The organism is Microcoleus sp. AS-A8 (assembly GCA_039962225.1).
Lineage (GTDB): Bacteria > Cyanobacteriota > Cyanobacteriia > Cyanobacteriales > Coleofasciculaceae > Allocoleopsis.
Window position 1 is genome coordinate 533,106 of record JAMPKV010000001.1, and the last position, 13,173, is coordinate 546,278.

Sequence of the window (13,173 nt, forward strand, 5' to 3'; positions counted from 1 at the left end):
ACTCGACGCGAGTCATCAATAGGGAACACACAATGAGCCGGCAGATTCTCCTGTAGAAGCTGTCGGTGTTTTGTCTGAAGTTCTGAGTCAAGGGTGGGTTCAGCATAGCTGTTGCTGAAGATTAGGAGTAGGCAAGGCTAGCCGGTTGAAGGTTAGAACGTTAAAGGTTAGAAGGTTAGAACGTCTCAACTGACCGTAACGACCAGGGGAGTACATTTTCCAACCTGCCAACTTTTCAACCTGCTAACTTTCAACCTGGCGTTGAACTGGTTACTATTGACTAACAACGAAGGTGCTTTTGCCCAAAAATTAGGACATGGCTTGAATGATGTAATCAAAGTAAGGAGCCGCTGCTAAGGCATCTTCCTGGCTCAGCAAGCTCACAGAAGCATTTTTTAAACAACGGATTGATTCAGCCATCCCGGCGACGGGGACACCGAGGGAGTTGTACATTTCCCGCACCCCAATCAGACCAATTTTTTCAATGGGTTCTTTGTCACCAGACAACACCCCATAGGTAATCAGTCGTAAATACCAGCCGTAGTCGCGTAAGCATAGTGCCCGCTGCTTCTCTCCATAGGCATTTCCGCCGGGAGAAATGAAGTCGGGACGTTTCTGCCAAAGCTGCTTACTGGCCTCTTGAACGATCTTTTTCTCATTTTCAGCTAGCGTGGAAGCAATCCGCGTCCGCTGTTCGCCCGTTTTCAAAAACTCATTGATACTCTTGAGTTCGCCGGAGCTCGGATATCGGAGTTCGTCGTCTGCTCTGAGAATAACTTGGCTAACTACGCTCATCTTATCGGGTTAACTTAGGTAACATTTGTAGTTTAACGACTCAAGGCGACACAAATAAAGGGAGGAGAAGACTGTGTCTACAACCCAGATGACTGGCAATACAAATCAAAAAAGTCGCGATCCCACCCCAGACTTTTGGCAGCAAGGTCAGCTAGTGGAGGTGACGATTACAGACCTAAATGATACAGGCGAAGGTGTTGGACGCCTGGAAGGTCGGGTCATTTTTGTGCCCGATACCGTAACGGGCGATCGCGTTTTAGTTCGCCTCGTCCGCGTCAAATCCAACTATGCCAATGGTAAGGTTCACCAACTCTTGGAGCCGTCTCCCCACCGCATCCGACCGAACTGCATCGTGGCGGATAAGTGCGGCGGCTGCCAGTGGCAACATATTGATTACCACTACCAGCTAGAAGCAAAACAAAACTTAGTCATCCAAGCTCTAGAACACATTGGCGGATTCACTTCACCCTCTGTGGCCCCGATCTTAACCACTGAAACGTCCCTTGCCTATCGCAATAAGGCAACCTATCCCCTGAAACGTTCAGCAACGGGTCAAGTGCAGGCCGGTTATTACCACCAAGGCAGCCACCAACTGATTAATCTCAATCAATGCCCTGTACAAGATGCGCGATTGAACCCCCTGTTGGCAGAAATCAAGCAGGACATCGAGCAGTTGGGGTGGTCAGTCTATAACGAAGAGCGCCATCAGGGACGGTTGCGTCACCTATCGCTGCGGATTGGACGGCGGACAGGGGAAATGTTGTTGACCTTGGTAACAACGGACTGGAGGTTACAGAACCTTGATGCCCAAGCCCAAAAGTGGCTGAGTCGTTATTCCAAACTGGTGGGCATCTGTGTGAATCGAAATCCAAACCGCACGAATGTGATTTTTGGGGATGAAACTCGTTGTATTGCAGGTCAGCCTTATTTACGGGAAGAATTTGCGGGTCTTCAGCTACAACTGAAAGCTGAAACGTTTTTCCAAGTCAATACCGAAGTGGCTGAGGCGCTGTTAAATGCCATTGTGGAACAGCTAACGCTCAAAGGGGATGAAATACTACTTGATGCCTACTGTGGCATCGGTACGTTCACCCTACCCCTAGCACAACGTGTTCGGCAGGCCATGGGTTTAGAAGTACACCCAGCCTCCGTGGAGCAAGCACAACTTAATGCCCAGCTCAACGGGATCAGTAATGTGACGTTTAAGACTGGAGCAGTAGAAACCTTGCTGCCTCAACTAGAAATCAAGCCAGATGTCGTATTACTCGACCCACCCCGTAAGGGATGCGATCGCGCAGTCATCGAGGCTCTGCTGATGAGTGCCCCCAAACACATTGTGTACATCAGCTGTAAGCCCGCTACCTTGGCACGGGATCTGAAACTTCTGTGTCATACAGGTCGTTACCAACTAGTCCATGTTCAGCCGGCTGACTTGTTTCCCCAAACGCCTCATGTTGAGTGTGCTGCCTTTTTAGTGCGCTGAGCCAGGAAGAGATTGGGAAGAAGAGTTGAAAGTTAGCCCAGAGGAAAAAGACCCAGCTCAAAGTTTGGAATGTTCAACCTTCAACCCAGTCTCTAGACTGATTTGAGACATAGCTCTGGTGTTTAAGAAAGTGTTTCGATACAATGGAAAGTAAAGGTTCCTCGCTATTAAGCGAGAGAACATCTACTCCTCTAGAGGCAAGAAGTAAGCGCACTTCATTACTATCCGTTGGCAAGCAAGCAGTAGCTGTAGCCAATCCACGGAAAAGGTTGTAGAGCAGTTCCAAACAATCGCCAAATCTCCACGCTATGTCTGTGCGGATTTTAAAGATTTTTGGAGCTGACGCTCAACAGCCCGGACAACTTAGTCATGCCTAAGCTAGAGCCTCTGGTTTGGGAAATACTGAGACTAAATTGGCACGGCAACTAGGCACAGCAACTAGCTGTGTAAAGTATAGAGTCCACCAAATAAAAGCTAGAGGTTTCTTGAGTGATTGCTATATCAACGCGTCCCATAGGGCGCAACTGGGGAACGATTAGCTTCGCTTCTACCCTCTACCTTGCCCCAATTCTCGATTTGCTTCTTGAACAGATCCCCCATCAATGGCAGCCGGAAATCCGGCTTGGACTGCAAGAGGCTTTAGTGAATGCGGCAAAGCACGGCAATAATTTAGACCCAAGCAAGACAGTAGTGGTTCAATTTTCAGTAGCTCATGATGAATATTGGTGGGTAATATCAGACGAAGGTTCCGGTTTTTCTCACACCAGTTGTAACCATGACGAAGAGGGCTGTATCCTGCCGTGTGATGAGTCAGAAAATGGTAGAGGGTTGTGTCTTCTCCACCAAATTTTCGATCGAGTTCATTGGAATCGCCAGGGGACAGAACTAAGACTCTGTAAACAGGTAAACAGCCGCTCCCGATTGCCCTTAATTCCCTGATCTACCATGATCCCCATGAGAGGGGCATGGAGGCGCAGAGATTGAGCGATCTAGCCATCGTGACGCCTGTTGGAATCGGATCAGAGCTTCTTCAGGTTGTTCCTTCAGTAGGAATACCAAGGCGGCAGTAGCTTGTTCACAAGCTCTGGCTTTGCGATTAGATTTTAATCGGTGCCAATCATTGGGCGTGATAGTCAGACGCTCTGCAAGCGCCTGCGCGAGTTCAAGAGTACTAAATTCACTAAGCGCATTGATTTTGGTCAGTTGAGTGGGTTCAGGCATGACTTCAGGTTCATTCTCAATTACTCTTACTTTACTGCAAATTGAATATGCCTGAAGATCCCCTACAGCGCTCGCCTTCTGGTTCAGACCCAAACCAGCCGGATACCGATGCAGACGACTTTGAGCAGGCTTTGTCAGAAGTAGAGCGAGATCTGCAAGCTTTAAAGGAACGCTATGAGCAGGTACAGCGCGATCGCCAGCGGAAAGCCGAACTCCAGCATCGTCGAGAACAAATCAGGCACTCACCGCGCCAAAGTAGCAATAGGCAAGCGCTGCAAGCAGAATTAAAGCAAATTAAAGAGCAACTGGAAACAATAGAACTAAATTTAGAAAGCCGACTATTTTCTTGGGGCAGTCTCAAGGAACCCTTTTGGCAAGCTGTTCGCTTTGGAGGACTGGGTGTGGTTGTTGGTTGGATACTGAAGTCTTGTGCTGGCTAACTTTTAGGTTGCAACAAGGCCAATATCTTGCAAAGCTTTCCAGCTACGAGTTGAGCAGGTATCACGAGTTAACTCAGTAACGGGTAACCACAGGACTCCCTTCGTTCCCACTTCGCGATCCCCAGTTGGGTAAACCACACATTCGCCCTCAACAGCGCATTCGTAGATGATGATCAAAGAATGTAACAGCTTTCCTCGCCAATTGGCAAAAAAGCCTTCCACAAGGGTTAAGAGATTTCCGACTCTAACGTCCCTTAAACCCGTCTCTTCCCGGATTTCTCGTTTTAAAGCTTGAACTATGGGTTCACCGGGTTGGAGTCCACCACCAGGTAAGTCCCAGCAGTCGGGTTCTGGCCCTGTCATTTTGTGAATCATTAGTACAGTGCCAGATTGGACAAATAAACCCATAACGCTGATTCGTAATCTAATATCTGGCTCCACAGAATTTACCCTTCCTTTTGCTCAAAATTGATTCAGCGCTCTCAGTTTTCCTCCGATCCCCGCAGGCAATAGTGATTAAACTGAGGTTAATGCTGATTGCTTTTCTTAGTATTTTGTATTGTTTATTAGATTGACCTATTGGGGATTGTCTGAAACATGGTAACTCAACGGATTGTAGAACTATTACGAAACGGTCAGCCTGACGAATCGGTAACCATCAAAGGCTGGGTACGCACGAAACGGGAATTGAAGGGATTTGCTTTTATCGAGGTCAACGATGGCTCATCGATGGCTAATTTGCAAGTTGTACTCAATTCTGACTTGCCAGAGTATGAAGCTGTACTCAAGCAAGTGAACACTGGCGCTTCTGTAGAAGTGACGGGTGTGCTGGTAGAGTCTCCGGCGAAAGGGCAGCGAATTGAGTTAAAGGCTTCGTCTGTGCAGGTTTATGGCGAGGCTGATCCCGAAAAATACCCATTACAAAAGAAACGCCATTCCTTTGAGTTTTTGCGGGAAATTGGGCATTTGCGATCGCGCACAAATACCTTGGGTGCTGTCTTCCGTGTCCGCAATGCTTGTGCTAATGCCATCCATCAGTTCTTTCAAGAGCGAAGTTTTTTGTGGGTTCACTCCCCGATTATCACAGCAAGTGATTGTGAAGGGGCAGGTGAGTTGTTCACCGTTACCAACCTGAACTTAAAAGACGTTCCTAAGACTGACAATCAAGAAGTTGATTTTAGCCAGGACTTTTTTGGACGCCGCGCTTACCTAACCGTCAGTGGGCAATTGGAAGCTGAGGTGATGGCAATGGCATTTTCCAATGTCTACACCTTTGGCCCCACGTTCCGGGCAGAAAATTCTAACACCTCCCGACATCTGGCAGAGTTTTGGATGGTGGAACCTGAGATGGCGTTCTGCGATTTGCAAGGGGACATGGACTTGGCGGAGGAGTTCCTCAGGTACATCTTTAAGTCGGTGATGGAGAAGTGTCCAGAGGACATGGAATTTTTCAACCAGCGGATTGATAATACGGTTCTGGCAACGGCGGAGAATATTATCAATAACCAGTTTGAGCGGATTACTTATACGGATGCGATCGCACTTTTGGAAAAAGCAGACCGTAAGTTTGAGTTTCCCGTTGAGTGGGGTGCAGATTTGCAATCCGAACACGAGCGTTACTTGGCAGAAGAACTGTTTAAAAAGCCCGTGATCGTCAGCAATTACCCCGTGGGGATCAAAGCCTTCTATATGCGTTTGGACGATGACGAGAAAACTGTCTCTGCAATGGATGTTCTCGCGCCTAAGATTGGTGAGATTATTGGCGGTTCTCAGCGGGAAGAACGTCTGGATGTTTTGGAGAGGCGGATTAAGAGTCAGGGGATGAATCCAGAGGATTTATGGTGGTATCTGGATTTACGTCGCTACGGTACTGTACCTCATGCAGGGTTTGGTTTGGGATTTGAGCGGGTGGTGCAGTTTATGACGGGTATGGGGAATATCCGTGATGTGATTCCGTTCCCTCGGACGCCGTTGAGTGCGGAGTTTTAATGAGATCCCGTCCTAACCGCCCTTGAAAACGGGAGAGTTTTAATTAGATCCCCCCAGCCCTCCTCACTAAAGCTCCGGTTAAAAAGGGGGGAGTAAGAGACCTAAGTCTGGTTTTTTCCCAAGAATTGCCCAATGTTTTGCCCAGAATTGGCACAAAAATGGGTAATGCTCATCGGCGTACTGTTCTTTGTGTTTGGTGTAATCGTGTTCGATCGCAAGCCATAGTGATCGCAGTTGTTGCCAGGTTGAGCAGTTTTGAATCTGGCAGGCAACGGCATTTTGCCATTGTCGCAATTGGCGGTAACTGATGAATTGTCCGCCCCGATCCCCGCGATGGACAAAGAGGACATACGCCCAGCATTCGACGCGCACAATTAGGTGTTTGGGGATTTTTAGGAGTTGTGCGATCGCGCCTATTGTAATTCGGAATTTCTGAGCGGGTTGGAGGCGGCGAAATAATCGGGTCATGATGGTTTCACTCCTCGGTTGACCTAACCCCCCCAGCCCTCCTCATCCTCACTAAAGCTCCGGTCGCTCCGGTTCCCTTCAAGGGAAGGGGGGAGCCTGAATCTAACTCCCCTCTCCTAGGAGGAGAGGGGTTGGAGGAGAGGTCTTCCGAATCGCTGCATTCTGGCGTGATGTCGAACATAATTTGGTAGGCAACACTTGGAATCATTCGCTTGAGGACTCGCAGATGTCCTTCGGCGTCACTGCGGTTGCGGAAGCGTCCGACGATTTGAGTCCGCATGTTGGGGAAGGGGCAGATGATGCACCACGGATAAAGTTGAGCTTTGTAGTTCATGAGACTTTGCTGGTAGTGGTTTTGGGTTGTTTGGCTAATGTGTTTTGAATGAGGGTTAAGAGGGTTTGGCGGTTGGGTTGGTCGTTTTGGGGATGGAGTACCCAGGCGCTGAGGGGAGCGGGTTGATAGGTCAGCAGATAGCTCTCGTTTGGCTTCACAGAAATAGCCCAGGCTGCTTGTTTGGGTTGTTTACGAATTGTGTAGCCGCGTTTATTGAGTGCTGCTCGGATGGCAGCAACATCTGTCGCGACTCGTAAGGCTTCGGTCGCTTTTGATTTCCTCATGGATATTCGGATTGATAGAGGGATGCCCGTCAATTCACCGAGAAGGCATAACAAAGTTGGCGACCATCGGTCACTTCCTAGGTGTTGGTGGAATGACGGTTATGTAAGACACTGAGGAATGGGCAGGCATCTGAGAAGCGCTGGAGGCAACTGCTCCAGACTGGGGCTTTCCAGATAACCTACTTGTTTATCCTATATATCTTATCCAAGCAAACTTGTAATTGTTTTGTCAAGTCTGCTTGGATAATATTGCTTGGAAAGAATGACGGAAGAACGACAGCAAGAGCGAGAGTCACCCCTAAGAAAGCGAAGAGAGGAACTAGGCTTAACGCAAAGAGACATTGCCCTAGCTCTGGGGAAGACCGATCAAACCATCAGTAATTGGGAGACAGGCATATATGAGCCAAAGATGACTCCTCGCGAAGTCAAAGCGCTTTGTCGGCTACTGAAGTGGACGTTAGAAGAAATGCCGGATGACTTTGGCGCAGTGCGATCGTAATCCCAAAGTGATTAGGTGAGCGATGAACATCCTCAATATTCTTTAATAGTTATCCATGAAAATTTCTCCAAAGTAATGAATAAACTCCTCTAGGATTTCCCTTGAATTGATATACGCTTTCCGAGTATGTGGAAAAAGTCTATCGATGTTATTCATGCTTATGCAGCAATCACTCTGGTCTAGACGAGCTATGAGATCTCCGTGATCGAAATGCCAATCAAAACCAGGAGCTTCGCTACGTTTAAGTTTGAATCCTTGTAAATGTTTATGTATTACGTCATCAGTATCGATTCCTTTTGGATCGAGATAAAAACTACCTGTTGATTCACCAGAAAAAATATCTTTGTAATCTTGGCTTATCCCCAAAAAAATATCTTCTTTACTGGGTATCACCCAATATAGATGGTTAAACTCTTGGCAGTCAGCTTCATCATAGTCATATTCATTCCTTACCCAAACATCATCATAAAACTTCAACTCTAGTACATAGGGATTTAAGATATCTCTAGAAATAGAAATACATAACCCCTCTTTGTATTGGGTTAAAACAAGTAGATAGCTTTTAGCTCTTTCTCCAGGTTTTTTGAGCCGATAGCCTGTATATTGAGAGGTTCGATTCACCTGAAATTTTTGGTTGAAACCAATTTGCTCCAGAATACTGGTAGCAAAAGACATCAAAATCTCCCCTGAACCCGCCTTGCTCTCTACTAATTCTTGGGACGGCTTGGCGATTGCCTCTTCCTGCTCCACAGCATCAAGAACTTCAGGAATGCGATCGCTGATTAACTCAGGCATATACCTGGCAAATAAAGAAATCAGCAATGGTAACTTACGTGCCCCTGAGCGCCGATCATCTGCGTCATTCCAAGCAGTATCGATGCGGAAATTCTTATACAGCTCCTTCAAATGACCTGTTAGAGCAGCATCACTGGGAATATCAGCATCAATCATGATTTTTTCCCGACTATGACCTGCTAAAAACCCTACAAGTACCTTTCGGCGCTTGGACGGTAGCTTATTGAAGATATCGTTTACTTGTTTTGGGGTCATACTGATAATTTCTCAGAAAACTGAGAATTGTCTCACCACCAATTTATGACATTCTCAAAAGCTTAACTGTTAATAGATAAGCTACAGAGATAAAATTTATGGTGAACCGAGCTGGCAAACCCTATCCCTGTGTCATTGACCCAAGAACAAACAACCCAATCCCGTTTCCAACTGGGGACATAGTTAAAGTTCCGAAGTCTGACAGAGTGGCGTGGGGAAGGAAAGAGCGTGGGGAGTATATTGCAGAATGGTATCGCAGAGGTTACGACACTCCTCCTGGAGGCTGGAGCCTATATGATATCCACCACATCAAACCCAGAGAATACGGTGGGACAAACGATTTCGAGAATCTTGTCCCTGTTTTGAGACAGGTTCACATCGACGAATTCAATGCCTTCTGGCGGGACTGGTAGCAGTTAATTATGGCAGAACAAGACATCGATAAATTAATCCATACCATTGAATCTATAGGCATTGTTGATTCTCCAGATGTATCCATTCCAATGCCAATGCATTGTCAAGTTCTACCACCCCAACCTTGGGATAAAAAGGCATTTGAGGAGTCACTCGGAATTACTTTGCCCTTAGCTATCATCTACCTGTGGGATAGAACATCAGGGTTACATTTATTTGAGGATGTAACCTATGGGCAGTGGGGTCTAATATTCTGGTCTCCAGATCGGGTTATTACAGAGCAAGACAAACGAATTACCCAAAGGCAAGAAGATTTCTGTCCCGGAGACTTAATCATCGCAGAGTTCCTGGGTGATAGTGACCTTCTTGTACTACGGTGCGATGCCACTGCCCCAGACTTCGGCAATGTGATAATTGCACTACCGTTAGACTCCCGTGAGGAATGGTATCTTGCTGCCAACTCCTTAGAAAATTTCTTGAGTCAGTTTCTAGCAGCCAATGGAGACAAATTTTGGGAGAACCAAGCCCAACTCACGGCTTGAGTAACAGGTAAGGTAGCACACTCATCTGGAGACATCCGCAATGGTCAAATCTCAACACCAACTCACCCTAGAAGAATTTCTCGCACTGCCAGACAATGATGTAGCTTGTGAGTTAATCGATGGTCAAGCTGTACCCAAGATGTCACCCAAGTTTTTTCATTCAATGGTGCAGTCAGCTCTACTGATTCTTATCCGTGAGTGGTGTGAGGGTCGAGGTCGAATGGGTACAGAATGGTCAGTTATCCTGAAACGCCAAGGGAAAGACTGGGTGCCAACACCAGACCTCCTCTACATTTCCTACGAACGTCTAGCAGCAGATTGGATAAAGGATGAGGCTTGTCCTATCCCTTGCGAACTTGCCATTGAAATTATTTCTCCTGGACGAACCTTTGGAGAACTCACAGCTAAAGCCACCGACTACCTAGTAGCGGGCATCCTGAGAGTTTGGATTGTAGATACGCAAGCTCAAAGTATCACCGTCTTTTATCCCGATGCACCCCCTCAAACCTGCACGGGAACGATGTCACTAGCAGACCCGATTTTCCCTGAACTGCAACTCACTCCTGAGCAAGTTTTCAGAAAAGCAGGATTATCGAAAAATTAAGAGTCAACTATCCAAATGCTCCAACTACAAGTGCGATCTGCTGACAAGCAGCAGCGCAAGCTATCGCACCTTTACCTCACTTGAAACCCCAAGCCGCGATCGCCAGACACCCCCAACCCAGCATAAACGCCACACCTCCCAACGGCGCGATCGCACCCAGCCACTTAATCCCACTCAAACTCAAGGCGTATAAACTACCCGAAAACAGAGCAACGCCAACAATAAAAGCCGAACCCGATGCCGTCAATAAATTTTGCGAACTCTCAGCACGGGTTAACAACAATGCCACCATCAGCAACGCTAGGGCATGATACATCTGATAACGAGCGCCAGTCTCAAAAATTTCCAAGGCACGCTCAGTTAGCTTTTCTTTTAGGGCATGGCTGGCAAACGCTCCAGCACCCACGGCTAAGCCTGCCAAAATGGCAGCAATAACAATAAAAATTCGAGTCATAAATCAACTTTAATCACCTAAAGAATAAAGTAATAGAAAATACCACCTTCTTCATTAACGCCAAAATCAGCATCAAACTCTTTAGCTTTCTCATCTAAATATTGCTTTGCCGCCGCCGCCGATAACTGAGCCTCCATTGCAAACCGCATGACGGTAATTTGCCCATTACCTTGTTGGAGCAATCGGTAAAACGTAGAGTGAAGGCGATCATATCCTTCATTTTGATTTTTGCGCTTGAGGCTCCAGGCTAACCACCCTCCCCAGGCAGCCGCCGGAAAACCCAGCACAGAACCACCTATGGCATCCATCCGATCCTCTGGGGTTGCGTCTTGCCTCGTTAGCACCACCACTGGAACCATCAAAAACACAAATCCAATGGTAAGGAGCAAACCCGCAGAGATTTTTTTGAATGCCTTCATGGTTACAATTCTGCCTGGATTAATTCTATTTAGTTTAAATCTCTTTTTCTTTTGCGCTTCTTTTTTTTGGGTAAAGCGGTAGGAACTGTATAACTTGAAGCCTCTATATATTGAGATTGAGAATCAATAGCTCCAATGTTGAAAAAATAAAAAATTTCGCCCTGATCGTTAACCTCAAAATTGCCATTAAACTCTCTAGCTTGCTCATCCAGAAATTGCCTTGCTTCAGTTCCGGTTAGCTTTGCCTCCATCGCAAACTGGAGAACTGTGAGCTGACCCTTGCCTTTTTTGAGCAGTCCGTAAAAGATTGACTGGAGGCGATCGCGTCTTTTGTTCTTCCCTTGTTGATGCAACCGCCAAGCCATCCATCCGCCTGCGCCAGTCACAGGTAAGCCAAAGAGGAGACAAGCGAGCGCTTCGCTGCGTTGCTCCTCCGGGCTAATTTCGTGATTAAATGGGGCATAAGCTGCGGCGAACAAACAAATACTTCCTAGCGTCAGGAGAAAGCCTGCTGGCAATTTCTTGATGAGCTTCATTGATTCAATGAATGCGTCAAGGTCACCAAAATTCTAACCTCATTGACGGGTAGCTTCCAGAAGGCGAGAGAAGTAAAAGCGAGTACTCGTCATCGCATTACGCTGAATTGAAAAGCCATTACTTTCCAATATTTTGATAATGTCGGCTTCACGATGCAGGTAGGCGCGGGTAGTTTTACTCGGTCCTGGAAACAACTCTCCAACTTTCTTGAGCAAACTGTAGCACAAGGTTTTGGGAGCAAAGCTGAGAATTAGGCGAGACTCGGCAAGCGAGGCAAGATGGGCAATCATTTGGGCGGCTTTATCTTGGGGATAGTGAATCAGCACATCCAGGCAAATGACGGTGTTGTATTTGCCATTCAATCCCTCTAAATCCTGTGCGGCAAACGTAAGATTGTCCGCATTACCCAAGCTATCCTTGGCTCTATCCTTGGCTTCCTCCACCATTTTTTCCGAGATATCGCTGCCAAAGACTTTAGCACCCGCTTTCGCCAAGGGGATACTCAGGCTACCAACGCCACATCCTGCATCACAGATGGACAAACCCGCTAAATTGCCATCAGCCTCCAGCCAACTGAGGACGGTATCGACGGTTTGCTGATGTCCAGTGCGGATATCGAGCTGAACCTTATTCACCTCGCCATCGCCGTAAATCCGCCGCCAACGGTCAAATCCCGTAGCATTAAAATATTCTTTGACAACGATTTTGTCATCAATGGTGTTCATAAAGTTGGATGGTCATGAGGAATTGGGGACGGTTACTTACTTTACCAGTTGTTGCGGATAGAGGGTAAATCCTGCTCCGGCTCTCCCCCTTGTGGGAGTGGGGGTTGAGGGTAAGAGCAAGATTGTCCTGATTACCCTGATTCCTCATCTCATCCAACTCATAACACTCAACCTGTTAATAACATGACGTAAGTTTTTGTCTTTTTGGGTAATGCTCGATTTAACAATTTAACGCGATCGCAGAACTCATGAGTTCATCACATCCCACTCACGGCTGTGATAATTAAATCGGCAATCTCCCCCAGTCCAGATGCAAAACCACCACTAAAGATAATCATTAAAGCCAACAATCCATAAGGGCTATTTTCCAGCGGTTTAAAGCTAGGGAAAAATTCACTAAACACATGAAACCCATCTAATGGTGGAATGGGGAGAAGATTAAACAGAAACAATATCAAGTTGATGCGTGCCCCTAGCAACAGAAATTGAGAACTGACAATTCCCTCTAAAGGGGAGTTGTAAGATACTTTGAGCAATATCAGAAACAAAATACCCAGAGCGAGATTGAGCAATGGCCCTGCGGCAGATACCAGAATATTTCCCCACTTTGGAGAGCGGAACTTAGACGGATTTACAGGCATTTGACCCCAGCAAATGCCACCAATACAGAGGAAGATGATGGAGTACCAACCCATGTGAACTACTGGATTGAGTGTCAAATGACCTGTTTTTCTAGGCGTCTCATCGCCCTGGCTGACAGCCGCCCACCCGTGAGCGAGTTCGTGTAGGCAAACAGAAGCGATGACAATGACGATAATCCGGAAGAAGACTAAGGGGTTGATGAGTAATTCGTTAATCAACATAGGTTGTGCTTAGGAGTAGACAGTACCTGTAGTACTTATCTCCCTAACCTCT

At 46.9% G+C, this 13,173-nt stretch carries 20 protein-coding genes; 8 read left to right on the plus strand and 12 right to left on the minus strand.

The genetic code is table 11. The annotated features are described in order from the left end of the window. Window positions 1-309: 309 nt before the first annotated feature. Window positions 310-795: an allophycocyanin subunit alpha-B gene (locus NDI48_01995; protein MEP0829972.1), complete on the minus strand. Its 486-nt coding sequence runs from the start codon at window positions 793-795 to the stop codon at window positions 310-312. Window positions 796-883: 88 nt separating this feature from the next. On the opposite strand from NDI48_01995, the gene rlmD reads away from it, so the two are divergent. Beyond that, entirely contained in the window at window positions 884-2,278 is a 1,395-nt protein-coding gene (rlmD, locus tag NDI48_02000; protein MEP0829973.1) for a 23S rRNA (uracil(1939)-C(5))-methyltransferase RlmD, read from the plus strand. Window positions 2,279-2,767: 489 nt separating this feature from the next. Continuing rightward, complete coding sequence (locus NDI48_02005; protein ID MEP0829974.1) at window positions 2,768-3,217, plus strand: anti-sigma regulatory factor; 450 nt, start codon at window positions 2,768-2,770, stop codon at window positions 3,215-3,217. Here the strand turns inward: NDI48_02005 and NDI48_02010 are convergent. Further along, complete coding sequence (locus tag NDI48_02010; GenBank protein MEP0829975.1) at window positions 3,206-3,499, minus strand: DUF6439 family protein; 294 nt, start codon at window positions 3,497-3,499, stop codon at window positions 3,206-3,208. The two genes, NDI48_02005 and NDI48_02010, sit on opposite strands and share 12 nt — an antisense overlap. Before the next feature lie 47 nt (window positions 3,500-3,546). Between NDI48_02010 and NDI48_02015 the strand changes: the two genes are divergently transcribed. Continuing rightward, entirely contained in the window at window positions 3,547-3,939 is a 393-nt protein-coding gene (locus NDI48_02015) for a DUF2203 domain-containing protein (GenBank protein MEP0829976.1), read from the plus strand. Between the two features lie 3 nt (window positions 3,940-3,942). On the opposite strand, the gene NDI48_02020 is transcribed toward NDI48_02015, so the two are convergent. After that, complete coding sequence (locus NDI48_02020; protein MEP0829977.1) at window positions 3,943-4,347, minus strand: NUDIX domain-containing protein; 405 nt, start codon at window positions 4,345-4,347, stop codon at window positions 3,943-3,945. Between the two features lie 189 nt (window positions 4,348-4,536). Between NDI48_02020 and asnS the strand changes: the two genes are divergently transcribed. Further along, complete coding sequence (asnS, locus tag NDI48_02025) at window positions 4,537-5,928, plus strand: asparagine--tRNA ligase (GenBank protein MEP0829978.1); 1,392 nt, start codon at window positions 4,537-4,539, stop codon at window positions 5,926-5,928. A gap of 78 nt (window positions 5,929-6,006) precedes the next feature. Here asnS and NDI48_02030 read toward each other — a convergent pair whose 3' ends face one another. From NDI48_02030 to NDI48_02040, 3 genes are read right to left on the minus strand one after another with little or no spacing between them, the layout of a single operon-like run. Further along, window positions 6,007-6,396, minus strand: a complete 390-nt coding sequence (locus NDI48_02030) for a hypothetical protein (protein MEP0829979.1) — start codon at window positions 6,394-6,396, stop codon at window positions 6,007-6,009. Between the two features lie 7 nt (window positions 6,397-6,403). Next, the gene (locus NDI48_02035; protein ID MEP0829980.1) at window positions 6,404-6,730 is read right to left on the minus strand and encodes a hypothetical protein; all 327 of its coding nucleotides are present in this window, start codon (window positions 6,728-6,730) and stop codon (window positions 6,404-6,406) included. Further along, entirely contained in the window at window positions 6,727-7,014 is a 288-nt protein-coding gene (locus NDI48_02040) for a hypothetical protein (GenBank protein MEP0829981.1), read from the minus strand. The genes NDI48_02035 and NDI48_02040 overlap by 4 nt, the downstream gene beginning before the upstream one ends. A 262-nt stretch (window positions 7,015-7,276) precedes the next feature. Between NDI48_02040 and NDI48_02045 the strand changes: the two genes are divergently transcribed. After that, window positions 7,277-7,513, plus strand: coding sequence for a helix-turn-helix domain-containing protein (locus NDI48_02045; protein ID MEP0829982.1), 237 nt, complete (start codon window positions 7,277-7,279; stop codon window positions 7,511-7,513). Window positions 7,514-7,555: 42 nt separating this feature from the next. On the opposite strand, the gene NDI48_02050 is transcribed toward NDI48_02045, so the two are convergent. Continuing rightward, window positions 7,556-8,563 (minus strand): hypothetical protein, encoded by a 1,008-nt coding sequence (locus tag NDI48_02050; GenBank protein MEP0829983.1) that lies wholly within the window; start codon window positions 8,561-8,563, stop codon window positions 7,556-7,558. A 98-nt stretch (window positions 8,564-8,661) separates the two neighbouring features. Here NDI48_02050 and NDI48_02055 point away from each other — a divergent pair, with 98 nt between their 5' ends. The 3 genes from NDI48_02055 to NDI48_02065 are packed head-to-tail and all read left to right on the plus strand — an operon-like array spanning window position 8,662 to window position 10,123. Further along, window positions 8,662-8,976 (plus strand): HNH endonuclease, encoded by a 315-nt coding sequence (locus NDI48_02055; protein ID MEP0829984.1) that lies wholly within the window; start codon window positions 8,662-8,664, stop codon window positions 8,974-8,976. Window positions 8,977-8,985: 9 nt separating this feature from the next. Beyond that, window positions 8,986-9,519, plus strand: a complete 534-nt coding sequence (locus NDI48_02060) for an SMI1/KNR4 family protein (protein MEP0829985.1) — start codon at window positions 8,986-8,988, stop codon at window positions 9,517-9,519. Window positions 9,520-9,559: 40 nt separating this feature from the next. Then, window positions 9,560-10,123, plus strand: a complete 564-nt coding sequence (locus NDI48_02065) for a Uma2 family endonuclease (GenBank protein ID MEP0829986.1) — start codon at window positions 9,560-9,562, stop codon at window positions 10,121-10,123. A 76-nt stretch (window positions 10,124-10,199) separates the two neighbouring features. On the opposite strand, the gene NDI48_02070 is transcribed toward NDI48_02065, so the two are convergent. From NDI48_02070 to NDI48_02090, 5 genes are all read right to left on the minus strand, one after another. Further along, a complete protein-coding gene (locus NDI48_02070) occupies window positions 10,200-10,577 on the minus strand; it encodes a DUF423 domain-containing protein (protein MEP0829987.1) in 378 nt (125 codons plus the stop codon). A gap of 17 nt (window positions 10,578-10,594) precedes the next feature. After that, window positions 10,595-10,996, minus strand: coding sequence for a hypothetical protein (locus tag NDI48_02075; GenBank protein ID MEP0829988.1), 402 nt, complete (start codon window positions 10,994-10,996; stop codon window positions 10,595-10,597). 29 nt (window positions 10,997-11,025) lie between these two features. Beyond that, entirely contained in the window at window positions 11,026-11,532 is a 507-nt protein-coding gene (locus tag NDI48_02080) for a hypothetical protein (GenBank protein ID MEP0829989.1), read from the minus strand. A 39-nt stretch (window positions 11,533-11,571) separates the two neighbouring features. Beyond that, window positions 11,572-12,258, minus strand: a complete 687-nt coding sequence (bchM, locus tag NDI48_02085) for a magnesium protoporphyrin IX methyltransferase (GenBank protein MEP0829990.1) — start codon at window positions 12,256-12,258, stop codon at window positions 11,572-11,574. A gap of 257 nt (window positions 12,259-12,515) precedes the next feature. Next, complete coding sequence (locus NDI48_02090; GenBank protein ID MEP0829991.1) at window positions 12,516-13,121, minus strand: site-2 protease family protein; 606 nt, start codon at window positions 13,119-13,121, stop codon at window positions 12,516-12,518. Window positions 13,122-13,173 lie beyond the last annotated feature (52 nt).

Bases quoted from the DNA above. Each gene is read 5' to 3' on its own strand.
- NDI48_01995 (MEP0829972.1), bottom strand. From the start codon at position 795: ATGAGCGTAGTTAGCCAAGTTATTCTCAGAGCAGACGACGAACTCCGA.
- rlmD (MEP0829973.1), top strand. From the start codon at position 884: ATGACTGGCAATACAAATCAAAAAAGTCGCGATCCCACCCCAGACTTT.
- NDI48_02010 (MEP0829975.1), bottom strand. From the start codon at position 3,499: ATGCCTGAACCCACTCAACTGACCAAAATCAATGCGCTTAGTGAATTT.
- NDI48_02015 (MEP0829976.1), top strand. From the start codon at position 3,547: ATGCCTGAAGATCCCCTACAGCGCTCGCCTTCTGGTTCAGACCCAAAC.
- NDI48_02020 (MEP0829977.1), bottom strand. From the start codon at position 4,347: ATGGGTTTATTTGTCCAATCTGGCACTGTACTAATGATTCACAAAATG.
- asnS (MEP0829978.1), top strand. From the start codon at position 4,537: ATGGTAACTCAACGGATTGTAGAACTATTACGAAACGGTCAGCCTGAC.
- NDI48_02030 (MEP0829979.1), bottom strand. From the start codon at position 6,396: ATGACCCGATTATTTCGCCGCCTCCAACCCGCTCAGAAATTCCGAATT.
- NDI48_02035 (MEP0829980.1), bottom strand. From the start codon at position 6,730: ATGAACTACAAAGCTCAACTTTATCCGTGGTGCATCATCTGCCCCTTC.
- NDI48_02040 (MEP0829981.1), bottom strand. From the start codon at position 7,014: ATGAGGAAATCAAAAGCGACCGAAGCCTTACGAGTCGCGACAGATGTT.
- NDI48_02045 (MEP0829982.1), top strand. From the start codon at position 7,277: ATGACGGAAGAACGACAGCAAGAGCGAGAGTCACCCCTAAGAAAGCGA.
- NDI48_02050 (MEP0829983.1), bottom strand. From the start codon at position 8,563: ATGACCCCAAAACAAGTAAACGATATCTTCAATAAGCTACCGTCCAAG.
- NDI48_02055 (MEP0829984.1), top strand. From the start codon at position 8,662: ATGGTGAACCGAGCTGGCAAACCCTATCCCTGTGTCATTGACCCAAGA.
- NDI48_02060 (MEP0829985.1), top strand. From the start codon at position 8,986: ATGGCAGAACAAGACATCGATAAATTAATCCATACCATTGAATCTATA.
- NDI48_02065 (MEP0829986.1), top strand. From the start codon at position 9,560: ATGGTCAAATCTCAACACCAACTCACCCTAGAAGAATTTCTCGCACTG.
- NDI48_02070 (MEP0829987.1), bottom strand. From the start codon at position 10,577: ATGACTCGAATTTTTATTGTTATTGCTGCCATTTTGGCAGGCTTAGCC.
- NDI48_02075 (MEP0829988.1), bottom strand. From the start codon at position 10,996: ATGAAGGCATTCAAAAAAATCTCTGCGGGTTTGCTCCTTACCATTGGA.
- NDI48_02080 (MEP0829989.1), bottom strand. From the start codon at position 11,532: ATGAAGCTCATCAAGAAATTGCCAGCAGGCTTTCTCCTGACGCTAGGA.
- bchM (MEP0829990.1), bottom strand. From the start codon at position 12,258: ATGAACACCATTGATGACAAAATCGTTGTCAAAGAATATTTTAATGCT.
- NDI48_02090 (MEP0829991.1), bottom strand. From the start codon at position 13,121: ATGTTGATTAACGAATTACTCATCAACCCCTTAGTCTTCTTCCGGATT.